The 20,431-nt window shown below is 37.4% G+C and carries 19 protein-coding genes and 2 pseudogenes; 16 read left to right on the top strand and 5 right to left on the bottom strand.

Annotated elements, in window-relative coordinates:
- Positions 1–77 precede the first annotated feature (77 nt).
- Genes CVS92_RS00550 through CVS92_RS00535 form a run of 4 tightly spaced genes read left to right on the top strand, consistent with a single transcriptional unit; the run spans position 78 to position 4,119 of the window.
- On the top strand, positions 78–257 hold the full coding sequence (locus tag CVS92_RS00550) for a hypothetical protein (protein ID WP_234398671.1): 180 nt from the start codon (positions 78–80) through the stop codon (positions 255–257).
- Complete coding sequence (locus CVS92_RS00545; protein ID WP_107788135.1) at positions 254–2,263, top strand: SH3 domain-containing protein; 2,010 nt, start codon at positions 254–256, stop codon at positions 2,261–2,263. The genes CVS92_RS00550 and CVS92_RS00545 overlap by 4 nt, the downstream gene beginning before the upstream one ends.
- The gene (locus tag CVS92_RS00540; protein WP_107788134.1) at positions 2,264–3,583 is read left to right on the top strand and encodes an ATP-dependent DNA helicase; all 1,320 of its coding nucleotides are present in this window, start codon (positions 2,264–2,266) and stop codon (positions 3,581–3,583) included. It abuts the gene before it with no gap.
- A complete protein-coding gene (locus CVS92_RS00535) occupies positions 3,580–4,119 on the top strand; it encodes a hypothetical protein (protein WP_087584339.1) in 540 nt (179 codons plus the stop codon). Before CVS92_RS00540 ends, CVS92_RS00535 begins: the two co-directional genes overlap by 4 nt.
- Before the next feature lie 26 nt (positions 4,120–4,145).
- Here the strand turns inward: CVS92_RS00535 and lolA are convergent, their stop codons facing one another.
- Positions 4,146–4,658: a LolA-like outer membrane lipoprotein chaperone gene (gene lolA, locus CVS92_RS00530; RefSeq protein ID WP_084041469.1), complete on the bottom strand. Its 513-nt coding sequence runs from the start codon at positions 4,656–4,658 to the stop codon at positions 4,146–4,148.
- 97 nt (positions 4,659–4,755) lie between these two features.
- On the opposite strand from lolA, the pseudogene secA reads away from it, so the two are divergent.
- The 3 genes and pseudogenes from secA to CVS92_RS00520 form a co-directional block, all read left to right on the top strand.
- Positions 4,756–7,152: pseudogene (gene secA, locus CVS92_RS00525) on the top strand (preprotein translocase subunit SecA); the annotation flags it as partial.
- Positions 7,153–7,260: 108 nt separating this feature from the next.
- A pseudogene (locus CVS92_RS09265) lies at positions 7,261–7,362 on the top strand (SEC-C metal-binding domain-containing protein); the annotation flags it as partial.
- 52 nt (positions 7,363–7,414) lie between these two features.
- Positions 7,415–8,614, top strand: a complete 1,200-nt coding sequence (locus CVS92_RS00520) for an ABC transporter permease (RefSeq protein WP_107788132.1) — start codon at positions 7,415–7,417, stop codon at positions 8,612–8,614.
- 102 nt (positions 8,615–8,716) lie between these two features.
- Here the strand turns inward: CVS92_RS00520 and CVS92_RS00515 are convergent, their stop codons facing one another.
- Genes CVS92_RS00515 through CVS92_RS00505 form a run of 3 tightly spaced genes read right to left on the bottom strand, consistent with a single transcriptional unit; the run spans position 8,717 to position 11,620 of the window.
- Complete coding sequence (locus tag CVS92_RS00515; protein ID WP_021090872.1) at positions 8,717–10,342, bottom strand: cation:proton antiporter; 1,626 nt, start codon at positions 10,340–10,342, stop codon at positions 8,717–8,719.
- A gap of 3 nt (positions 10,343–10,345) precedes the next feature.
- On the bottom strand, positions 10,346–10,720 hold the full coding sequence (locus tag CVS92_RS00510) for a heat shock protein transcriptional repressor HspR (protein ID WP_072594938.1): 375 nt from the start codon (positions 10,718–10,720) through the stop codon (positions 10,346–10,348).
- A 3-nt stretch (positions 10,721–10,723) separates the two neighbouring features.
- The gene (locus CVS92_RS00505; protein WP_107788131.1) at positions 10,724–11,620 is read right to left on the bottom strand and encodes a DnaJ C-terminal domain-containing protein; all 897 of its coding nucleotides are present in this window, start codon (positions 11,618–11,620) and stop codon (positions 10,724–10,726) included.
- A 155-nt stretch (positions 11,621–11,775) separates the two neighbouring features.
- On the opposite strand from CVS92_RS00505, the gene CVS92_RS00500 reads away from it, so the two are divergent.
- From CVS92_RS00500 to CVS92_RS00480, 5 genes are all read left to right on the top strand, one after another.
- Positions 11,776–13,179 carry a Do family serine endopeptidase gene (locus CVS92_RS00500; protein ID WP_107770477.1) on the top strand — a complete coding sequence of 468 codons (1,404 nt, stop codon included), beginning with the start codon at positions 11,776–11,778 and terminating at the stop codon, positions 13,177–13,179.
- 98 nt (positions 13,180–13,277) lie between these two features.
- Positions 13,278–13,955 (top strand): response regulator transcription factor, encoded by a 678-nt coding sequence (locus tag CVS92_RS00495; RefSeq protein WP_021090796.1) that lies wholly within the window; start codon positions 13,278–13,280, stop codon positions 13,953–13,955.
- Positions 13,955–15,196: an ArsS family sensor histidine kinase gene (locus CVS92_RS00490; RefSeq protein ID WP_107788130.1), complete on the top strand. Its 1,242-nt coding sequence runs from the start codon at positions 13,955–13,957 to the stop codon at positions 15,194–15,196. The genes CVS92_RS00495 and CVS92_RS00490 overlap by 1 nt, the downstream gene beginning before the upstream one ends.
- Before the next feature lie 31 nt (positions 15,197–15,227).
- On the top strand, positions 15,228–15,665 hold the full coding sequence (locus tag CVS92_RS00485; protein WP_107788129.1) for a pyridoxal-5'-phosphate-dependent protein: 438 nt from the start codon (positions 15,228–15,230) through the stop codon (positions 15,663–15,665).
- Positions 15,666–15,685: 20 nt separating this feature from the next.
- On the top strand, positions 15,686–17,128 hold the full coding sequence (locus CVS92_RS00480) for a potassium/proton antiporter (protein WP_107788128.1): 1,443 nt from the start codon (positions 15,686–15,688) through the stop codon (positions 17,126–17,128).
- Between the two features lie 241 nt (positions 17,129–17,369).
- Here CVS92_RS00480 and CVS92_RS00475 read toward each other — a convergent pair whose 3' ends face one another.
- A complete protein-coding gene (locus CVS92_RS00475; RefSeq protein WP_107788127.1) occupies positions 17,370–18,641 on the bottom strand; it encodes an O-acetylhomoserine aminocarboxypropyltransferase/cysteine synthase family protein in 1,272 nt (423 codons plus the stop codon).
- Between the two features lie 106 nt (positions 18,642–18,747).
- On the opposite strand from CVS92_RS00475, the gene CVS92_RS00470 reads away from it, so the two are divergent.
- From CVS92_RS00470 to CVS92_RS00455, 4 genes are read left to right on the top strand one after another with little or no spacing between them, the layout of a single operon-like run.
- Positions 18,748–19,080 carry a hypothetical protein gene (locus tag CVS92_RS00470; protein WP_107788126.1) on the top strand — a complete coding sequence of 111 codons (333 nt, stop codon included), beginning with the start codon at positions 18,748–18,750 and terminating at the stop codon, positions 19,078–19,080.
- On the top strand, positions 19,077–19,700 hold the full coding sequence (locus CVS92_RS00465) for an HAD family hydrolase (protein WP_107788125.1): 624 nt from the start codon (positions 19,077–19,079) through the stop codon (positions 19,698–19,700). The genes CVS92_RS00470 and CVS92_RS00465 overlap by 4 nt, the downstream gene beginning before the upstream one ends.
- Before the next feature lie 48 nt (positions 19,701–19,748).
- Positions 19,749–20,003 carry a DUF2018 family protein gene (locus CVS92_RS00460; RefSeq protein WP_107788124.1) on the top strand — a complete coding sequence of 85 codons (255 nt, stop codon included), beginning with the start codon at positions 19,749–19,751 and terminating at the stop codon, positions 20,001–20,003.
- Entirely contained in the window at positions 19,996–20,427 is a 432-nt protein-coding gene (locus CVS92_RS00455; RefSeq protein ID WP_103560273.1) for a hypothetical protein, read from the top strand. The genes CVS92_RS00460 and CVS92_RS00455 overlap by 8 nt, the downstream gene beginning before the upstream one ends.
- The last annotated feature ends 4 nt before the right edge of the window (positions 20,428–20,431 follow it).

Below are 20,431 nucleotides of genomic sequence, written 5' to 3'. Positions count from 1 at the left end.
AAAGACAAAACGTTATTTTGAGATGATTTTTAAGTGTGTCGTGGTAAGGTTTTGTAAATGCTCTCAATGATGTAAAAGTGGGTGAGCTTTCAAAGAAATTTGGCTCTGATATTGTAGAAATTTTAAAATCAAATGGCATAAAAGTAAAAAGCGAGAATGAGACTATGAAGCAAATTTGTAAAAACAACGATGAAAAGATGTTTTATATTTTTGTTTTGATTGTAGAAGCTATTTTTAAGGATAAGGAAAAAATTTGAAAAAAGGTATATTTTTAGCATTTAGTGTTGCTTTGTTTTTGGGATGTTCACAGACCCAGCCAAAGCCAAGTGTGCAAAATTCTTTACCGGATGAAAATGTATATAAGCCAAATGAACGCATTAATTTGCTTGATTTTGAAATGAAGCAGGATGCCTCGTCGCTACCGCAAAATATGCAAAGTGTAAGCTTTGACCAAGAAGAAATTTTAAAAAGAAGGTTTAAGGTTTTTACATTAAGGGGCGTAAAATTTAATCCAAACGATGTCTTTTGGGCGTTTAATATATATAAGCCAAGCGAAAAGAGAAAGTATTTTGGTTCAAATTTTAGACAGATACCTCAAAGCTGGTTTGACGCACAAAAGGACAATGCAAATTTTTCAGCTCTTTCAAGTATCTCTGCTTATGCTCTAACTTCGGCAAACACAGCTTTAAGAAATTTTCCAACCGATGAGCCGATATTTTTAAATCCGCAAACTCCGGGTGAGGGCTATCCGTTTGATTATCTACAAGAATCAACCCTAAGCATCGCTCATCCACTTTTTGTCTCACATCTTTCTAAAGACAGGGCATGGGCGTTTGTTAGCGATGATGCGGTTTGGGGCTGGGTAAAGGTCGAGGATATAAAATTTATAAGCGACGATGAGGTAAATGCCTATCAAAAGTCAAGTTTTGTGACTATAAAAACGGATAAAATGCCAGTTTATGACAAGGCCGGAAATTTCTTGTTTTACTCAAGAGTTGGAGCGATACTGCCTGTTTTGGCGCAGGATAGTAAAAACTACTACGGTAAAATTTATGTAAGAAATCTCTTGAGAGAATTTGTGTTACCAAAGTCTCTTGGCGCTCTTTTTCCTCTTAAATTTAATGACTCAAATCTAAAAACACTTATTAGCTCTCTTCTTACTCAGCCTTATGGTTGGGGTGGGGTCGATAAGCTAAGAGATTGCTCGCTTTTTACAAAAGATCTGCTAGCTAGCTTTGGTGTGTGGCTACCTAGAAACTCAAGGGCTCAAGCAAATATGGGACAAAAATTTGATCTAAAAGGACTTAGTAACGCTGCTAAGACAAAAGAGATAAAAGAAAAAGGTGTGCCATATCTTACGCTTGTGCATCTGCCAGGGCATATCATGCTTTATGCCGGATACAAGGGCGATGATATATATGTGGTGCATGATGCTTGGGGGCTAAAGACTGAAAACAACGGCAGGGCATTAATCGGTGCTACGGCAGTAACTACGTTAAACATCGGACAAAACAGAAGCGACATACAAAACTCAAATTTGCTCATTTCAAAGGTCGATTCTATAAATGTGATAAAGCCCGAAAATGTAATAAGCGATAAAGCTAGAAAAATTTCAGCTTTACAAAGGGCTTATGATGTTAAGGTTGAGGATAATTTGGTCAAATTTGGTGATGGAACAATATTTGTCTATGATGACTTTAAACAAAAAGATGATGAGTGTAGTATTGGTGCTGATATAGAGGATATGAATTCGATTGATTATGCTGCATTTTCGCCGCTTAGCACTGCACTAAGTGATGCTGGCAGATGTAGAAATTATGAATTTTTAGGCAAAATTTATGGCTCAAGCGAGAGCGCGGTAAAAGCAAATTTAATAAATGTCATCTGGCTAAAGGACTTTTTAAATTTGCCTTTGAAATTTAACTCTAAAAATGGAGCTGCAGCCGCTTTGCAAGAGGTTAGCAACGAGCTAAATGAGATGGTAAAACATGATATGAGTTTGCTTGAGTATTTAAAAGATCCAGGTGGGACATTTAAGTGGCGAGTTATTGCTGGTACAAACCGCTTGAGTGCGCACAGCTACGGCATCGCGATCGATATAAATGTAAAAAAGAGCCACTACTGGCAGTGGAGCAATGGCTATCAAAACCTCATCCCTGAAAAGATAGTGCGTGTTTTTGAAAAACATAAATTTATCTGGGGCGGACGCTGGAAGCACTTTGATACGATGCACTTTGAGTATCGCCCAGAGATGTTTGAGTAGATGAAAGATCAAATTTTAGAAATTTTATCTCGCTCAAACGTCTTTTTAACAGGCGGCGGCGGTGTTGGCAAGAGCTATCTAACGGCCTCCATCATCAGACACTACAAAGAAAATTTTAAAAACGTCATAATCCTTGGCTCAACTGGCATAAGTGCCGTTAGCCTTGGAGGAGTTAGCTTGCATAGCTTTTTTAAATTTGGCTACTGCAAGGACTATGAGGAGCTAAGGCGCTTTGACTATCATCAAAAAGACAAACTAAGCAAGCTAAGAAATATGCTAGATGCATGTGATCTGCTTGTAATTGATGAAATTTCAATGGTGAGCTCAGATTTAATGGAGATGATAAGATACCGACTGCTTACTTCCAAATTTAAAGGTAGGGTGCTTATAGTGGGTGATTTTTATCAGCTTCCACCAGTGAAAAGGGAGCAAAATGAGAGCAAACTTTTTAACTTTTTATACGCTTTTAACTCCAGTGCGTGGGAGGATATGAAATTTACAAATGTTGAGCTACTGGTCTCAAAGCGCACAAGCGATCTTAAATTTTATGAGATTCTCTCTCGTCTTAGAGTAGGCGAGCTAGATGATGAAATAATGAGCTATATAGAGAGTTTAAGAGTGACCAAGATAGAGCCAGATGATGATACTAGCGTGCTTTTTGGCAGAAACGCCGAGGCTGAAATGCTAAATCAAAAAAGGCTTTCAGAGCTTAGTACACCACTTGAAATTTCAAACTCAGATGTGAGCATTTTGGATGAAAATTTAGATAAAAAAGAGTTTGAAAAATGGGCAAATACGCTAAATATATCAAGGGATTTGGAGATGAAGATAGGCGCAAAGATCATCTTTACTTCAAATAAATGGGGTGAGTACTATAACGGCGAGCAAGGCAAGATCATGCAAATTTTAAAAGAAAATGGCATTATCTCAAGCGTGATCGTGAAAAAAGATAGCGGCGAAATTTGTGAGATAGAAAAAGCTGCTTATATATTTAGTTCGTTAAATTTAAACGAAGACGAGATCGAAGAAAATGTGCAGGCATCGCTATATCAGTTTCCATTTAAACTCGCTTACGCTCTAACTATCCACAAGTCCCAAGGAATGAGCATAAACTCGCTCATTTGCAATATCAACCACATTTTTGCCAAAGGACAACTCTACGTCGCACTTTCTCGTGCAGTAAGTCCTAAAAATTTAAAACTTTTTTATGATAAAAAAAGTGATTTTAGGCAGCATTTAAGAAAAGTGGTTAAAATTGACGACGAAGTTAAGAAATTTTACCAAGAAAACGTATTTTTGCATATTAAGGAGAATTCATGAAAAAGCTATTTTTAAGCCTTGCTTTTTGTATTTTTGCATTTGCAGACGTGCTAAAAGTAAGAGATTTTCAAACAGATATCTACTCAAAAGCTGGACAAAATTTAACAAAAAAGATAAATATGAACCTTGAAGTCGTCGGACGTGATGTTGAAGAAAATGAAGCGTATGTGCTTGATGCTTTAAACATAATAGTTGGCAGCTTTTACGTGGAAGATATTTTAACCTCAATGGGAAAAGAGAAATTTAAAGAGCTTTTCATAAAATACGCAGCCAAAAAACACTCTCTTGATATTGATGATGTGCTTATCTTAAATATAAAAGTGATAAATAATCTTGAGCTAAGCGAGATCATAAAAGCAATAAAAAGCCAAAATTTATGCTCCGATCCAAGTGTTAATGAAGAGATTGTAACAAAACCAGAAAAGAAGAAAAAGGGCAATGAGATCATCATCTCGCCAGATCCAAATGACGTAGTTCAAAAGCCTATTGATCTAAATAATGTGCAGGAATTTGGAAAAGATTTTGGAGAGAAGTAAGTAAATTTGGCTAAAGCTAGCCAAATTTATTGATTTACAATGTCGTAACCTTGTGGGATAACTGGAGTTAGCGTCTCTTGTGGTATGAGCGCGTCTTTTACTGGGTTGCTTAGAGTTATTTTTATTTTATTTGAAAGTTTATCTTTATAGTCAATCGTCGTTGGGAGCGTGTTTTTAATAGTTATAAAGTATTCAACTCCGTCATATATCGCTTTGTAAAGTGTTGGTTGAATTTGCTCCGCATGAGCCAAAACTTGCGTCAAATTTGGCGTATCATCAAGCTTTGAAATGATAGCTTGCTCAAGCTCGTCCTCAATCACGATCACACGTTCTTTGTTAAAATAAATTCTCTTTGGCGTTGGACTTTCATATATCCAAAGTGCAGTATTGTCGTTTTTTGCGTAAAATCTACCCTTGTAATTTATGCTTTTGCCTTCGCTAAATACAGTTTGCGTAAAGTCACTTTGAAGGCTTTTGAAATTTAAGCCAGCACCAAATGAGCAAACTGCAACGAGAGATGCAACTAAAAATTTTCTCATTTTTTATCCTTTTTTGGCGTATTCTAGCCCAGTTTAATTAAATAAATAGTTAAACTATGCTAAGATCCAAAGTTTAAAAATTTAGGAAGGTAAAGTAATGATTTCATCGGTATTTAGAAAGATTTTTGGCACCAAAAACGATAGAGAAGTCAAAAAGTATATAAGACGCGTTGCACAGATAAACGCGCTAGAACCAGCTTATGAAAAGATGAGCGACGATGAGCTTAAGATAAAATTTAACGAGCTTAAATCCCAAGTAGTAGAAGAAAAAGTCACTTTAGATGAAATTTTAAATGATGTTTTTGCGATCGTTAGAGAGGCTAGTAAAAGGGTGCTTAGGATGCGCCATTTTGACGTACAGCTAATTGGCGGTATGGTGCTAAACGAGGGCAGGATCGCTGAGATGAAAACGGGCGAGGGTAAGACCTTGGTTGCGACTTTGCCAGTTATATTAAACGCGATGACCGGCAAAGGTGTGCACGTAGTAACAGTAAATGACTACCTAGCAAAGCGTGACGCGACGCAAATGGGCGAGCTTTATAACTTTTTGGGCTTAAGCGTTGATGTAATACTAAGCGGCGGATACGATGATAATGTAAGGCAAGCTGCTTATAATGCCGACATAACATACGGCACCAACTCAGAATTTGGCTTTGATTATTTACGTGACAATATGAAATTTGAAGCTGGTCAAAAGGTGCAAAGAGGCCATAACTTCGTTATTGTAGACGAGGTCGATAGTATCTTGATAGATGAGGCTAGAACACCGCTTATAATCTCAGGTCCAACAAACCGCACGCTTGATGGCTATATAAGAGCTGACCAGGTCGCAAAACAGCTTACTAGAGGCACTCCAGCCGATCCAAACGTGCCAGGCTCAAAGCCAACGGGAGACTTTATAGTAGATGAAAAAAATAGAACGATCATGATCACAGAGGCTGGAATAAGCAAGGCTGAAAAGCTATTTGGAGTTGAAAATTTATATAACCTTGAAAACGCCGTGTTAAGTCACCACCTAGATCAAGCTCTAAAGGCTCACAATCTCTTTGAAAAAGACGTTCATTACGTCGTAAAAGATGGCGAGGTAGTCATTGTTGATGAATTTACTGGACGTCTAAGCGAAGGCAGACGCTTTAGTGAGGGGCTTCACCAGGCACTTGAGGCAAAAGAGGGCGTAAAAATCCAAGAAGAGAGCCAAACTTTAGCCGATACAACATATCAAAACTACTTTAGGATGTATAAAAAGCTTGCGGGTATGACTGGTACAGCTCAAACTGAGGCTACAGAGTTTTCTCAAATTTATAACCTCGAAGTTATCTCGATCCCTACAAATTTACCAGTTAAAAGGATAGATCAAAACGATCTTATCTATAAAACCCAAAATGAGAAATTTAAAGCAGTTATTGATGAGGTTAAAAAAGCTCATGAAAAAGGTCAGCCAGTGCTTGTGGGAACTGCAAGTATTGAGCGCAGTGAGGTACTTCATGAGATGCTTAAAAAAGTTGGTATCCCACACTCTGTGCTAAATGCTAAAAACCACGAAAAAGAGGCCGAGATCATCGCACAAGCTGGTGTAAAAGGCGCTGTAACTATCGCTACAAACATGGCTGGACGTGGTGTTGATATCAGGATCGATGATGAGGTTAGAAATTTAGGCGGTCTATATATCATCGGTACTGAAAGGCACGAGAGTAGAAGGATAGACAATCAGCTCCGTGGCCGTGCTGGACGTCAGGGCGATCCTGGTATGAGTAGATTTTATCTAAGTCTTGAAGATAATCTTTTAAGAATTTTTGGTAGTGACCGCATAAAGGCGATCATGGATAGGCTTGGTATCGACGAGGGCGAAAGTATCGAGAGTCGCATGGTAACAAGAGCTGTTGAAAACGCTCAAAAGAAAGTTGAGAGCTTGCACTTTGAGGCTAGAAAACACTTGCTTGAGTATGATGATGTGGCAAATGAGCAAAGAAAAACTATCTACAAATACCGTGACGAACTACTTGATAAAAACTATGATATGAGCGAAAAGATAGCTCAAAACAGAAAAGAGTACGCTGCAAATTTACTTGATACGGCTGAAATTTTCCATGGTGGCTTGAAAGATGACTTTGATATTAAAAATTTATGCTCTATCATCCTTGCAGACTGCGGTGAAGAGATAGACGAGAGCGAGTTAAAAGGCCTAGAATATGATGAGCTAATAGAAAAGCTTGCGCAAATTTTTGAAGCAAGATATAACGAAAAAATGAGCGTGCTAAATGAAGATCAAAGAAAAGAGATAGAGAAAATTTTATACCTTCAAGTGCTTGATAATGCGTGGAGAGAGCACCTTTATCAAATGGATATCCTAAAAACCGGTATCGGCCTTAGAGGGTATAATCAAAAAGATCCGCTTGTTGAATACAAAAAAGAGAGCTATAACCTCTTTATGGAGCTAGTTAGCAGGCTAAAAAGTGAGAGTGTTAAGACGCTTCAGGTTGTTAGATTTAAGAGCCGTGAGGAGCAAGAAGAGCAAGCTAAAATGATGCTTGAAGCTAGCCAAAATGCTGAAAATGAAAATTTAAGCTATAACAACCAAGGCGAGAATGAAAATTTCACGCCTGAAAAAAAGATACCAAGAAACGCTCCATGTCCTTGTGGAAGTGGTAAAAAATATAAAGATTGCCACGGAAAAAGTGGCCCTAAAAAAGGCATATTTGCTTAAAATTTCTACTTTTAAGGCGCCAAAAGCGCCTTAATCTTTTAAAGGCTATTTGATGACAAGCTTACCAAAGTACCTACTTTTTAAATATTTAAGATTTGATAAAACTCAGCCATTTATCACTCTAAGTGCCTTGCTTGCCTTTCTTGGTGTTAGCATTGGACTTATGGTCTTAATCGTTGCGATGGCGATTATGAATGGATTTGACAAAGAATTTGAACGCAAACTTTTTACGATGAACTATCCTATAACCGTTCAAAGTGCTTTTAAAGGCTCTATTGATGATGACTTTGTTGATGAGCTAAAGGCTAGATTTAGCGACCTAAAATTTAGTCCATTTATAAGCACACAGGTCATTTATCGCTCGGCAAATGCGCTTGAGGGCGGACTGGTTTATGGCGTAAATTTTAAAGATGAAAAACAGATAAACTCGGTTGTAAATGAAGCTTTAAAAGATAAAGAGCTAGAGGGCTTTGAGATACTTGTGGGAAGTGGCATAACGAGTGAGTTTAGACTAAGAAGCGATGAGAAATTAACACTTATCTTTACAAAGGCCGATCCAGCTGGCTTTTCGCTAACGCCAAAGATGAAGCGATTTGATATCGGCGCTTCATTTACATCTGGGCTAATCGCCTATGACAAGGCATTTTCATACACTTCAGTTGATGCTTTGAGGAAAATTTTAGACTATCCAAAAGGCGTTTATGATGGAATTCATATTTTTTCAAGTAAGCCATTTGATGATATAAAAAGAGTGCGTGAAGAGCTTCCAGCTGGCACGGTAGCCATTGGCTGGTGGGAGCAAAATGGCAACTTTTTCTCAGCACTCGCACTTGAAAAAAGGGCACTTTTTATCGTTTTGATGCTAATTATCCTTGTGGCGTCATTAAATATCATAAGCTCGCTACTAATGACAGTGATGAACCGCAGGCAAGAAATTGCCTTGCTTCTTGCGCTTGGTGCTAGTAAAAATGAGATAAAAAGAAGCTTTTTCTATCAAGGGCTAGTAATCGGGGGCGGTGGCATTATATTTGGCTTGATACTTGGCTTTTTAGGACTATTTTTACTTGGAAATTTCAACATTATAGACTTGCCAGCTGACGTTTATGGCTCAAGTAAACTTCCACTAGAGCTTTCTTTGATTGACTTTGTGCTTATAATAGTTGGGGCTATTTTTATCGTGGCTATCTCGTCTTATTACCCAGCTAAAAAAGCCACAGAAGTAAATGTGCTTCAAACTTTAAGAAATGAGTAGAGCCTAGAGACTTAGGCTTACTCATTGCTTGTAAAAGTTATTTTTAAAAGATTATTTTAAAACTGGCATAAACTCGTAAAATTCTAGGATAAATTTATACTTTTACGCTCTTATATCATGATCGATTTTGCATTGAAGAGCCTCGTGTACGAGTGTTTTTGCCATGACACGCTCTTCGTTTATTAGGTGAAAATTTTTACCTAGCTCACCAAAAATATCTTTATTGCCTTCGCCATTTATTTTTATTATAGTTTGGGTATTTACGCCGTAGTCTTTTATCTTTTGCGCGATGAGCTCAACTCTTTGCTCATTGTTAACGGTTATAATAACAGCGGCTGCATCGCTTAGGCAGGCATTTTCAAGTGTATGGCTTTGAAGAACGTTACCTAAAAATACATTTTCTCCGCGGCTCCTACCAAGCTCAACTAGACTAATATCATTATCAAGCACAAGATATAAAAGCTTTGTCTCTTTTAGTCTTAAAACGACTTCTTGTCCAAGTCTCTCATAGCCAAAAACTACGATGTGATTTTTTATTTTTTGTGGCTTTAGGGTTTCATTTGGTTCAACAACGATCTCACGTTCTATTAGGTCTGCTATTGCGTCTAGTTTTTTAAGTATAAAAGGCGTAGCAAACATCGATACAACTGAGGCTGCGATAAAAATTTGAGCAGTTTGTATATCAAGTAAATTTCTAGTAGTCATTAGTCCAAAAACAGCTAGTGCAAATTCGCCTATTTGACAAACACTAAGTGCAGTTTTTGCAGCAACTCTTCGCTTTAAGTAGATGTTTAAGATAGCAAAAACAACAACCGCTTTTATCACCATGACACTAAATACTAGGCCAAGAACAAGCCAGATATTTGAGATGACGACAGCAAAATTTATCTGCATGCCAACGGTTATAAAAAATAGCCCTAAGAGCAAATCTCTAAAAGGTATGAGATCAACTTCGATTTGGTGTTTATACTGTGTCTCAGCCATCATCATACCGGCCAAAAATGCACCCAAAGAGTATGAGAAGCCAAAGAAGTGAGCCAAAGTGCTAGAGCCAACGACCATAAATAAAATCGTAGCTATAAAAACCTCTTGCGAATTTGTTTGAATAACTTTATAAAATATCCAGTTGATGACATATTTACCAAGCAAAAACAGCACAACGATAAGAATAATCGCACTTGTAAATGTCTTTAGTAAAAGCTCATTTATCGAGGCATCTTGTGAGCTAAACATATCTATCATAAGCAAAATAGGGATGACTGCAATATCTTGAAATAGTAAAATTCCAAGTGCTTTTCTGCCGTAAATTTTGCTCACATCGCCACTATCGTTTAGCGTCTTTAGCACGATCGCAGTTGATGAGAGTGCAAGCGCAAGACCTGCAATAAGCGCCGTTTCGTCTTTTAAGTGAAGGGCATAATAAAGCATAACGCCCATTATAAAGCCACTTAAACAAACCTGTAAGCCGCCGTTTAAAAAGACCTCTTTTTTCATGCCCATTAAGTGTTTAAAGCTAAACTCAAGTCCAATGGTAAACATCAAAAACGCGATACCAAATTCCGCGATATGAGAAATTTCATCATTGCTTTTTAGGTTGAAAAATTCTGATATAAGCGTACCTGTTACGATGTAGCCGATGATGGTTGGTATCTGAAATTTTTTAAAAATGACATTTAATGCGACTGAGATCGCTGCAACAAGCAAGAAACCTTCTAAAATTTGTTCCATAAATTATTTTTTACCTTCATAAAAGACTAGATCAAAGCTATTTTTTCTCTTTACGAGCGATCTTTTTGTGCTAGTTTGGCTGGTGGCTTCGTGCAATTTTTTATTTAGCTCATCAATAGTTGATTCTAAATCGTCAATTTTTTCTTTCAACTGAAGTATCACATCAACGCCGGCTAAATTTACACCTAGTTCTCGGGTTAAATTTAGTATAGTTTTTACGCGATCAACGTCTTTTTGTGAGTAGAGCCTCATTTTGCCATCTGTTCTTGATGGCTCGATAAGCCCCTCTCTTTCATACTGTCTTAAAGTTTGTGGATGTATGCTTAAAACCTTTGCAACAACGCTTATTAAAAAAAGTGGTTCTTCATAATTTTGCATTTTTTACTCCGGTAATTTTTCTTTTAACTCTTTTACTAAGCCTTTATCAAGCTCACTGATATTTGGAAGTTTTACCCTGGCCTTTAAGTAAAGATCCCCATAAATTCCGCTCTTTCTATTTTGCACGCCATATCCTTTTAAACGGATCTTTGTGCCTGTTTTTGAGTTTTCAGCGATCTTAATCGTGACATCTTTTTTGTAAGTATGCACATCGACTTTTCCGCCAAAAAGCATAGTTTTTAGTGGAATTTCTATATCTTTATAAAGATCGTCCCCGACTCTTTCATATTCGTCGCTTGGCTCAACGCTAATAGCAAGTATAAGATCGCCTTTTTGACCACCAGCGCTTTTACCTTTGCCTTTTACGCGAAGCTTCTCGCCGCCTTCTATGCCACTTGGAATTTTTATCTTAATGCTTTCGCCATTAAAATTTATCTTATGTTCGCCACCAGTTACAGCTACGTCAAATGGTATAGAAATTTTTGCATTTACGTCTAGATCAGCTCCGCCAAAGCCAAATCCACCACTACTAAATCCGTCAAAGCCTCCAAAATTACTACCAAATCCGCTACTAAATTTAGCTCCACCACCGCCAAATCCACCTGAGAAGATATTCTTTAAAATTTCATTTAGATCACCCATATCGGCTGAGCTACTAGCAAAGTCGTGGAAATTTTGACCACCAAACATAGTATCGCCGTACTGGTCGTATTGAGCTCGTTTTTTATCGTCGCTTAAAATTTCATAAGCGGCATTTATCTCTTTAAATTTATCTTCTGCTCCAGGGTCTTTGTTGATGTCTGGGTGATATTTTCTGGCAAGTTTTCTATAAGCTTTTTTTATCTCGTCGCTTGAGGCACCCTTTGAAACCCCTAAAGTCTCATATAAGCTTTCACTCATATATTCTCCTTATATTTTTTTGATACGGATTATATCACAAAGCTTTAGTCTATGCAAGTCAAGTTTATTTTTGTTTAATAACAAGAAAAAGTGTTAAGATTTTATTTTTTCACTATATTTATAATTTGCAAAAATTTTTAGTTTAAAGGAAAAAAATGAAAAAGATTGTGCTAATTTCATTAGTAGCAGCTTCTTTTTTAGTGGGGGCTGATATTAAATTTAATGAAGCTAACTCTAATATCACGAGAGTCTCACCACTTAGCGATAAAAATAGCGTACTTTCTTATTATGACTCGATCGCTCAGGCAAAGCTTTCAGTTGTAAATATCTCAACTACAAAAACGGTAAATAACGCTGGCATTGAGCAGATGTTTAACGACCCTTTCTTCAATGAATTTTTTGGATTTAACTTTGCAAAACCAAAAGAAAAAGAAAAAACTACTTCGCTTGGCTCTGGTGTTATTATCTCAAATGATGGATATATCGTTACAAATAACCACGTTATCGAAGATAGCGACCAAATAGTCGTAACTCTTGCAAATGGCGGCAAAGAATTTAAAGCCAAATTAATAGGAAGTGATCCAAAAACCGATCTAGCCGTCGTAAAGATAGAAGCAAACGGACTAAATGCGATAACTTTTGCAGACTCGTCAAAACTACTTGACGCAGATGTCGTATTTGCGATAGGCAATCCATTTGGTGTTGGTGAAAGCATTACTCAAGGTATAATTTCAGGGCTAAATAAAGACAATATCGGCCTTAATCAATATGAAAATTTCATCCAAACAGATGCTTCGATAAACCCAGGAAATTCAGGTGGAGCTTTGGTTGATAGTAGGGGATATTTAGTCGGAATAAACTCAGCCATACTTTCAAAAAGTGGTGGCAACAACGGCATTGGTTTTGCTATCCCATCAAATATGGTAAAAGATATCGCTAAAAAGCTGATAACTGACGGTAAGATCGAGCGTGGCTTTATCGGCGTTACGATTGCAAATTTAACAGATGAGCAAAAAGAGCTTTACACAAATAAAGAGGGTGCTTTAATAAGTGGCGTAGAGCAAGGCATGCCAGCAGATGAAGCTGGACTAAAAAGAGGCGATTTGGTCATATCAGCTAACGATAAAGCCATAAAAAATGCAAATGATCTTAAAAATTTCATCGGTTCACTAACTCCAAATAGTAGTGTTGATATAACTTACGAGCGATCAAATAAAATAATGAATGCAAAAATCAAGCTTGCAAACGCTGATCACAATTCAAAAGACATAGCAAAAAGCATTATCATCGAAGGACTTAGCGTTAGCAATCTAAGTGATGAGATAAGATATAAATACAAAATCAGCCCAGATACTCAAGGCGTGCTAGTAACTGATGTAAAATCAGGCTCAAAAGCTGAAGACTTTGGCTTTGAAAGAGGCGATGTGATCGTGCAAGTTGGCGAGGAGAGCATAAAAGATCTTCAAACATTTGCAAATACGGTTAAAAATACAAAAGGTAAAAAGACGCTAGTGTGGATAAATCGCGGTGGTATCATACAAGGCCTTGTTATAAAATAATCATCTAAGAGCTGAAATTTCAGCTCTTAACCCTTTTAAATTTTTAAAACCTTAATCTGCTATAATCCTTAAAAATTAAATTTACAACAGGAAAGATCATGACTAGAATTTTAATGATAGAAGATGATATGGAGCTTGCTGAAATTTTAACTGAATATCTAGAAAACTACGATATTGAAGTAGTGACTGCTGAAGAGCCATATATCGGACTATCTACGCTAAATACAAGTAAATTCGACCTAGTTATACTAGATCTTACACTGCCTGGTATGGATGGATTAGAAGTTTGTAAAGAGATCAGGAAAAATCACAATATTCCTATTATCATATCAAGTGCAAGGCATGATATAACAGATAAGGTAAATGCTCTTGATAACGGAGCGGATGATTATTTGCCAAAGCCATATGACCCACAAGAGCTTTTGGCTCGTATCAAAAGTCATCTAAGAAGGCAGAGTATCACCCCAGCAAGTGAGGCGAGAAATTTAAATAAAGACCTAGTTTTAAAAGAATTTGAACATGAAATTTTATTTAAAGGAAACGTACTAAATTTAACTGCCGCAGAATACGATATCTTAAAATATCTACTTTTAAAAGAGGGAGGAGCGGTTACTAGAGAGGAACTCATCTACAATTGCGAGAGCATAAACGAAGATAGCTCAAACAAAAGTATAGATGTCATCATCGGCAGGATTCGCCAAAAATTAAATGAAAATCCAAAAGAGCCAAAATACATCCACGCGATCCGCGGTATCGGCTATAAATTGGTTCTTTGATGCCAAGATCGTCTATTTTTATAACCATAACCTTTATCTTCGGACTCGCACTTGTTTCGATATTTCTAGCTTTTTTGTGGCTCATGGGCTTTGATAAGCAAAACTATACAAGAGAGCTAAACAACAAATACTCAAACGTTGCTAGGACAAATTTATTTTATATGGGTGGCATCATAAATAAAGCTCAGTACGACCGCCAGCTTTCAAACATCGATATGCCAGAGATCAAAGACGAGAAGAAAAAGGATGAAATTTTAAAACAAGCTACCGTTTTAGAAGAAATTTCAAGCGATCTAGGCTCAAGTGCGATCTTGCTTTATGACAAGCATCACTACTTAAGGATTGAGCATTTAGACGAGCTAAAGCTTTTAATGGATAAAGAATTTCAGCCTTATAGATACGAGGTGATAAAGGCAGTTTTTCTGGTGGTTGCGGTCATTTTGCTAGGTGCTTACATTTTTGTCATATATAAGATAAAACCACTTAGAAAGCTAAAGCGTCAGATCGTAAAATTTGCAAATGGTGAGCTTGACGGCGTACAAAATGTTGGCAACGGCAAGGATGAAATTTCTGAAGTTTCAGAGGCATTTTATGAGGCAGTTTGTCAGATCAAGGCGCTTAATGACTCAAGGCATCTTTTTTTAAGAAATATCATGCATGAGCTAAAAACTCCTATCACAAAAGGCCTAATAGCTGCTCAAATGATAGAAAAAAGCAAAAATCAAGAGAGGCTGATCTCTGTCTTTCATAAGCTTGAAAATTTGATAAACGAACTTGCGGCGATCGAACAAATAACATCAAAAATAGGACTTAGCAATAAAACGCCATGTTTTATGAGGGATCTCATCGATGAGGCCATCGATATAGCCATGGTAGAAAAAGAGTGTGTTGGTGTCAGTGAGCTTGATGAGGTTAGGGTGCTTGTTGATTTCAAGCTATTTTCAGTCGCTATAAAAAATATGATAGATAATGGCATAAAATATTCAACTGATAAGCACGTAAATATCGTTGTTAGCAAGGATCATATGAAATTTATAACTCAAGGCGAGAAGCTAAAAAATGATCTTGATTTTTATATCCAGCCATTTATCAAAGGAGAGGATACACAAAAGAGTTTTGGACTAGGTTTATATATAGTTAGCAATATACTTGATGCTCATGGACTCAAATTCAGATACGAATATAAAAACGGAATGAATGTCTTTGTTTTTGAAAATTTACAAGATATAATAGTGACTTAAATAAAACATAATAAACAAAAGAGGACTAAAAATGGCAGCAAAAATTTTCTCACCAGATGATATCTTATCAATAATAGATATTGAAATAGCTTTTATAAATCGTTATAAAAATGTAAAAGATTATGCAAAAAATTTATCTTTGATATATTTTTCTTTGCCAAGCACTAAAGAGTATAGTGAACTCTTTGAGAAATTTTTAAGACAAACTGACGTCGTTGTAAGAGAGAACGAGCATTATGTGGTCGTGCTTCATGGAACAAATGAAAGAGGAGCTAGCGAGCTATTATCGGGTATTCAAGAGTTTTTAAACGCTGAGCCAATTGATTTGATAGTAAGCTATCCAAAAGACGGAAGAAACGCTAAAGAGCTTACTACTAAGCTTCAAGATGAGATAAAAGACAATTATGGCGTATTGCTTGAAATGCTTTCAAATCAAGAAAAATTTGAAGCTTTTGAAAGCATGATTTAATATAATTTTGTGGAGTTTGTTTGGAGAATTTACTACTATTTTTTGCAGTTTTGCTTATAACTAGCATTCTTTTAAGTAAGATCTCTGATAAATTTGGAATTCCATCTTTAATAATATTTTTAGGTGTTGGCATGCTGGCTGGCTCAGACGGCTTGCTGGGTGTAAATTTTGATGATCAAATGATTGCTCAAAATGTCGGCATGCTAGCACTCATATTTATACTTTATGCCGGTGGGCTAGATACTGATTTTGCAGCGATTAAGCCGATTTTTGGTAGAGGTTTGACTCTTGCTACGCTTGGTGTTTTTTTAACCGCACTAGCTATCGCTCCAGTAGCAAAATATCTTCTTGATTTTACCTGGGCGGAGGCATTTTTACTAGGCTCTATCATATCTTCGACAGATGCAGCAGCTGTGTTTGCCATACTAAGAGCCAAGAAAATTTTACTTAAAAATAGAATTGCACCGCTTCTTGAGCTAGAATCTGGCTCAAACGATCCAATGGCGATATTTTTAACTATGACGATCATTCAGATGATCTCGCTAAACAGCACGCCAACAGCGACTGAGTGGGCGATTACGCTACTTAAGCAGTTTGGTATCGGCATAGGCATGGGCTATCTTTTTGGTGTGGCGCTACCAGCTATTTTCAACAGACTTCACCTAAAGAACTGGGGGCTTTATCCAGTTTTTTCTATCGCCTGGATACTGCTTTTATACACGGTTTGCTTCAAGATCGGTGGAAACGGCTATTTGGCTGTTTATATAGCGGGAATTTTTATAAATAAAAAAGAGTTTTCGCATAAGAAAAATTTGATCGGCTTTCACGACGGTATCGCTTGGACGATGCAGATAGTGGTCTTTTTAACACTTGGTCTTTTGGTAAATCCTTCACAGCTTCCAGCAACGGCACTAATGGCACTTATTTTGGCATTGTGGCTTATGTTTTTTGCAAGACCACTTGGTGTTTTTGCATCGCTTGCATTTTCAAAATTTAAGATAAATGAGCAAATTTTTATCTCCTGGGTTGGGCTAAGAGGCGTCGTGCCAGTTGTACTAGCTACCTATGTTTATGTCGATGGCGTACGTGATGCGGATATGATTTTTAACATTATATTTTTTATGGTTTTGATTTCGATTTTGATACAGGGCATGTCGCTTGGCTTTGCAGCTGATAAATTTAAGGTTAAAGAGAGTGAGCAAGAGGATACTAAACTGGTAGAAAACTCGCCGATCTTAAGCTACACACTTCGTCAGCACACCATTCACTATGGCTCAAAACTAATTGGCAAAGATTTGGCTCAGCTTGAGCTTCCAACTGAGTTTTTAATAATCCTAATAAAGCGTAAAAACGAGTATCAAAAGCCAACTGGTTCAACAATCTTTGAAGAAAATGACCTGCTACTGATACAATGCGAAAATCAAGTGCTTTATCAAGATACGATTAAGTATTTGACTTATTAAAATTTTGATAAAAATTGCCATATTTTATTTCTCTTTGTAAATTTTAAAACTTTACTCACTCACCTTAGCAGACTGCTAAATTTAGGCTATACTTTGTTTAGCACTAAATTTAGAGCCGTGATATGCTCGCTCATAAATTTTTAAAATTTTTCTGACATAAACACATACAGTGTATTAGCATAATTGCATGCTGTCTATAACGTAAGTTAAATTTCTAGCCCAAGATGAGCTAGAAATTTCTTTATTCTAAAGCTTGAGCCAGATCAGCTATCAGATCCTCGGCGTTTTCAAGCCCTATGCTAACTCTTATTAGCTCTTTTGTGATGCCAACTTTTATAAGCTCTTCACTGCTTAGCTGCTGGTGAGTCGTTGAGGCTGGGTGTGTGATGAGCGACTTTGTATCGCCGATATTTACCACGATCTTAAAGAGTTTTACGCGCTCTAGCATCTTTTTTGCGCGCTCGAAGCTATCAGTCTCAAAGCAAAATAGTCCATTTGCCATGCCATCTTTAAAGTATTTTTGCGCCTTTGCGTGATCTACGTTGTCGGCAAGTCCTGGGTATGCCACGCTTTTTATATGTTTGTGAGAGTTTAGAAATTTAGCCACTTTTAGGGCATTTTGTGAGTGCCTCTCAACTCTAACAGCAAGCGTTTCAAGCCCTTGTATAAGCTGCCAAGAGTTAAACGGAGAGATTACAGCGCCGATGTCGCGCACGATGGCTAGCCTCATTCTTAACGTATAGATATCAAAGCGATCCGTCATATCAGCATAGACGATGTCGTGATAGCTCGCGTCTGGGACGTTAAAGTGCTCATATCTCTTGTTGCCTTTTAGCTTTTCGTTTAGGTGATTTGCGCTTACAACAACACCTGCTAGGCTAAGACCCTGACCGCTCATATATTTGCTCGCACTATGCACGCAAACATCGACACCGTGGCGAAGTGGCTGAAAGATGATAGGCGTTGGTACGGTGTTATCAGTGATGCTGATGATGCCATATTTGTTTGAAATTTCTACGATTTTTTCGATATTTGGGATAGAAATTTGCGGATTTGAGAGCGTTTCAAAAAATATAGCCCTAGTTTTTTCGTCTATCAAACTCTCCAGATCATCAGCAGTGTCGCTGTCAAAGACTCTAGCCTCTATGCCAAATCTTTTTAGCGTATGCGTAAAAAGTACTGTCGTGCCACCATAAATTTTTTTGGCGATGATGATATTATCGCCTGCTTGGGCTAAATTTATGATGCTGTAAAACAAAGCTGACTGACCGCTTGCAGTCGCTATCGCAGCGGCTCCGCCCTCAAGTGCGGCGACCCTTTTTTCAAAGATATCTGTCGTTGGATTGCCAAGTCTTGTGTAGATGTGGCCGCCATCTTTTAGATCGAACCTAGCAGCCGCAACCTCGGCGCTTCCAAAGTCGTAAGCTGTGCTTTGAAAAATAGGCACAGCCATCGTGCCAAAGCCTTCATGTGTATCGTAGCCTACGTGGATCGCAGCGGTTTCTTGCCTCATTTTTGCTCCTTGTTTAAGTAATTTTGGCGTAAATTATACATTAGCAAAGCCAAAATTTAGGGGATAAAATCAAATTTTGATATAATTTGCCAAAAAAAGGAAAAATTTGAACCAAGTTACGGACAAATTTAAGCGTGTAAAATATCTTCGTGCGCTAGAAAAATTTGCAAAATCAGCGATAAATGGTCTAAAAAGAGATGATTTTGACGAGGCTGAATTTCGCCAAAGAGTGGAGAAAAACACGAAAGTCATCGAAAAAGTCGAGGCTGTCTATCTTGATCAGCCATACTCAAAGGCACTAGAAAATTTTATAAATTTGCTTATCAAAAATGCCCCAAAAGAGGAACTTTTAAAGGCGGCAAACCTACTTGATAAGCTAAAAAATCAAAAGACATATAAAAAAGAAAAACATAAAAATAAATTTAAGGATGAGGATTGAAAGTAGTTATTTTCGATATGGACGGCACGGTGATCGATAGCGGCGAGGCGATATATAAAACGGTAAATGAAGTAAGAGATGAGCTAAATTTACCGCCACTTGATAAGGAATTTATCATAAAAGCGATCAACGAGCCAGGCAGAAATTTAGCCCTTGAGTTTTACGGCATCGACACGCCAAGCAGGAGCTTAAAAGAGGGCTTTGAAGAGAAATTTAAGAAATTTTACGATGAGTGTGCGACTACCTATGAGGGTGTAAAAGAGCTTTTGCAAAAGTGCAAAGATGCTCACTATAAGGTCGTTTTGGCAAGCAACGCACCGCATGATACGCTAGAGAAAATTTTAAAGAAAAATGAAATTTATGAGTTATTTGACGAGGTCATAGGCGCTAGCAAGGAGATACCACAAAAGCCTGATCCTGCGATGCTTCACCTAGCTGTTAGTAAAACAGGAGCCAGTAAGGCGATATTTGTCGGAGATAGCCTAAAAGACGAGCTAGCGGCAAAAAATGCAAATATGCCTTTCTTGCAAGTTTGCTGGGGATTTGGCGAGGAGAGCAAAACTGCCACATATAACGCTAAAAATGTTAGCGAGGCGTGGGAGATAATATTAAATTTTTAACTTAGTTTTAATTGGCTATAATCTTAAGAAATTTTCAAAGAAACAGCGATGATAGATATATTTGAGGGCAGTGCGAGAGATAAATTTTATGACATTTTATTTAACGCAAATGCCGTTTTGGTTAAAAACGAGATAGATAAAATTTTTGAAAAATTTGTGGCTATGAGTGAGCTTTGCGAAAAGCATGGCGTTAGCGAAGATGAGATCAGAAATTTTATAGTCTCAAAGCAAGATAAAATTTATAACGGAGTAAATGACCTATATATCGAGCTTAGCGGAGAAATTTTAAGCCAAAATGAGTAAGATTTTCGCGCTCATTGCTTTGCTTGCTGCTCTTGTTTTTGCAAAAGAGCCAAATTTTGACCCAAGTTCGGTGCATACGTTTGAGCTTAAAAAAGATGAGTGGGCTAGGGTCTTTATAACTGAAAAGCGAACTCAAAGGGTCGAGACATTTGACTTTCGCTGGACGCTATTTGATAGCACAAATATAACTGTGCAAAGCTTTTTTAGGCGCTATCCAAGGCAGATGGTTTTTTCGCTAAGACAAGGACAAAACACCTATATGCAGCGAGTTTTGCCTGATTTTACGATGCCACCAAACGAGAGCGTGAGCCTTTATATATCATTTATTGATTTTAGGGACAAAAAGGCGCATTTTAGGGTGGCGTTGCTAGATGAGAGTAAGCGTGTAGACGTGGGTTTTAGAGATCCTGACGAAGCTAAATAAAAGG

The organism is Campylobacter concisus (genome assembly GCF_003048555.1).
GTDB classification, from domain to species: Bacteria; Campylobacterota; Campylobacteria; order Campylobacterales; family Campylobacteraceae; genus Campylobacter_A; species Campylobacter_A concisus_AO.
The sequence above is the reverse complement of the archived record's forward strand: the minus strand, read 5'-3'. Positions and strand labels throughout refer to the sequence as shown.

Coding starts and splice junctions, on each gene's coding strand:
- CVS92_RS00540 (WP_107788134.1), top strand. CDS start 2,264: ATGAAAGATCAAATTTTAGAAATTTTATCTCGCTCAAACGTCTTTTTA.
- CVS92_RS00535 (WP_087584339.1), top strand. CDS start 3,580: ATGAAAAAGCTATTTTTAAGCCTTGCTTTTTGTATTTTTGCATTTGCA.
- lolA (WP_084041469.1), bottom strand. CDS start 4,658: ATGAGAAAATTTTTAGTTGCATCTCTCGTTGCAGTTTGCTCATTTGGT.
- CVS92_RS00520 (WP_107788132.1), top strand. CDS start 7,415: ATGACAAGCTTACCAAAGTACCTACTTTTTAAATATTTAAGATTTGAT.
- CVS92_RS00515 (WP_021090872.1), bottom strand. CDS start 10,342: ATGGAACAAATTTTAGAAGGTTTCTTGCTTGTTGCAGCGATCTCAGTC.
- CVS92_RS00510 (WP_072594938.1), bottom strand. CDS start 10,720: ATGCAAAATTATGAAGAACCACTTTTTTTAATAAGCGTTGTTGCAAAG.
- CVS92_RS00505 (WP_107788131.1), bottom strand. CDS start 11,620: ATGAGTGAAAGCTTATATGAGACTTTAGGGGTTTCAAAGGGTGCCTCA.
- CVS92_RS00500 (WP_107770477.1), top strand. CDS start 11,776: ATGAAAAAGATTGTGCTAATTTCATTAGTAGCAGCTTCTTTTTTAGTG.
- CVS92_RS00495 (WP_021090796.1), top strand. CDS start 13,278: ATGACTAGAATTTTAATGATAGAAGATGATATGGAGCTTGCTGAAATT.
- CVS92_RS00490 (WP_107788130.1), top strand. CDS start 13,955: ATGCCAAGATCGTCTATTTTTATAACCATAACCTTTATCTTCGGACTC.
- CVS92_RS00485 (WP_107788129.1), top strand. CDS start 15,228: ATGGCAGCAAAAATTTTCTCACCAGATGATATCTTATCAATAATAGAT.
- CVS92_RS00475 (WP_107788127.1), bottom strand. CDS start 18,641: ATGAGGCAAGAAACCGCTGCGATCCACGTAGGCTACGATACACATGAA.
- CVS92_RS00460 (WP_107788124.1), top strand. CDS start 19,749: ATGATAGATATATTTGAGGGCAGTGCGAGAGATAAATTTTATGACATT.
- CVS92_RS00455 (WP_103560273.1), top strand. CDS start 19,996: ATGAGTAAGATTTTCGCGCTCATTGCTTTGCTTGCTGCTCTTGTTTTT.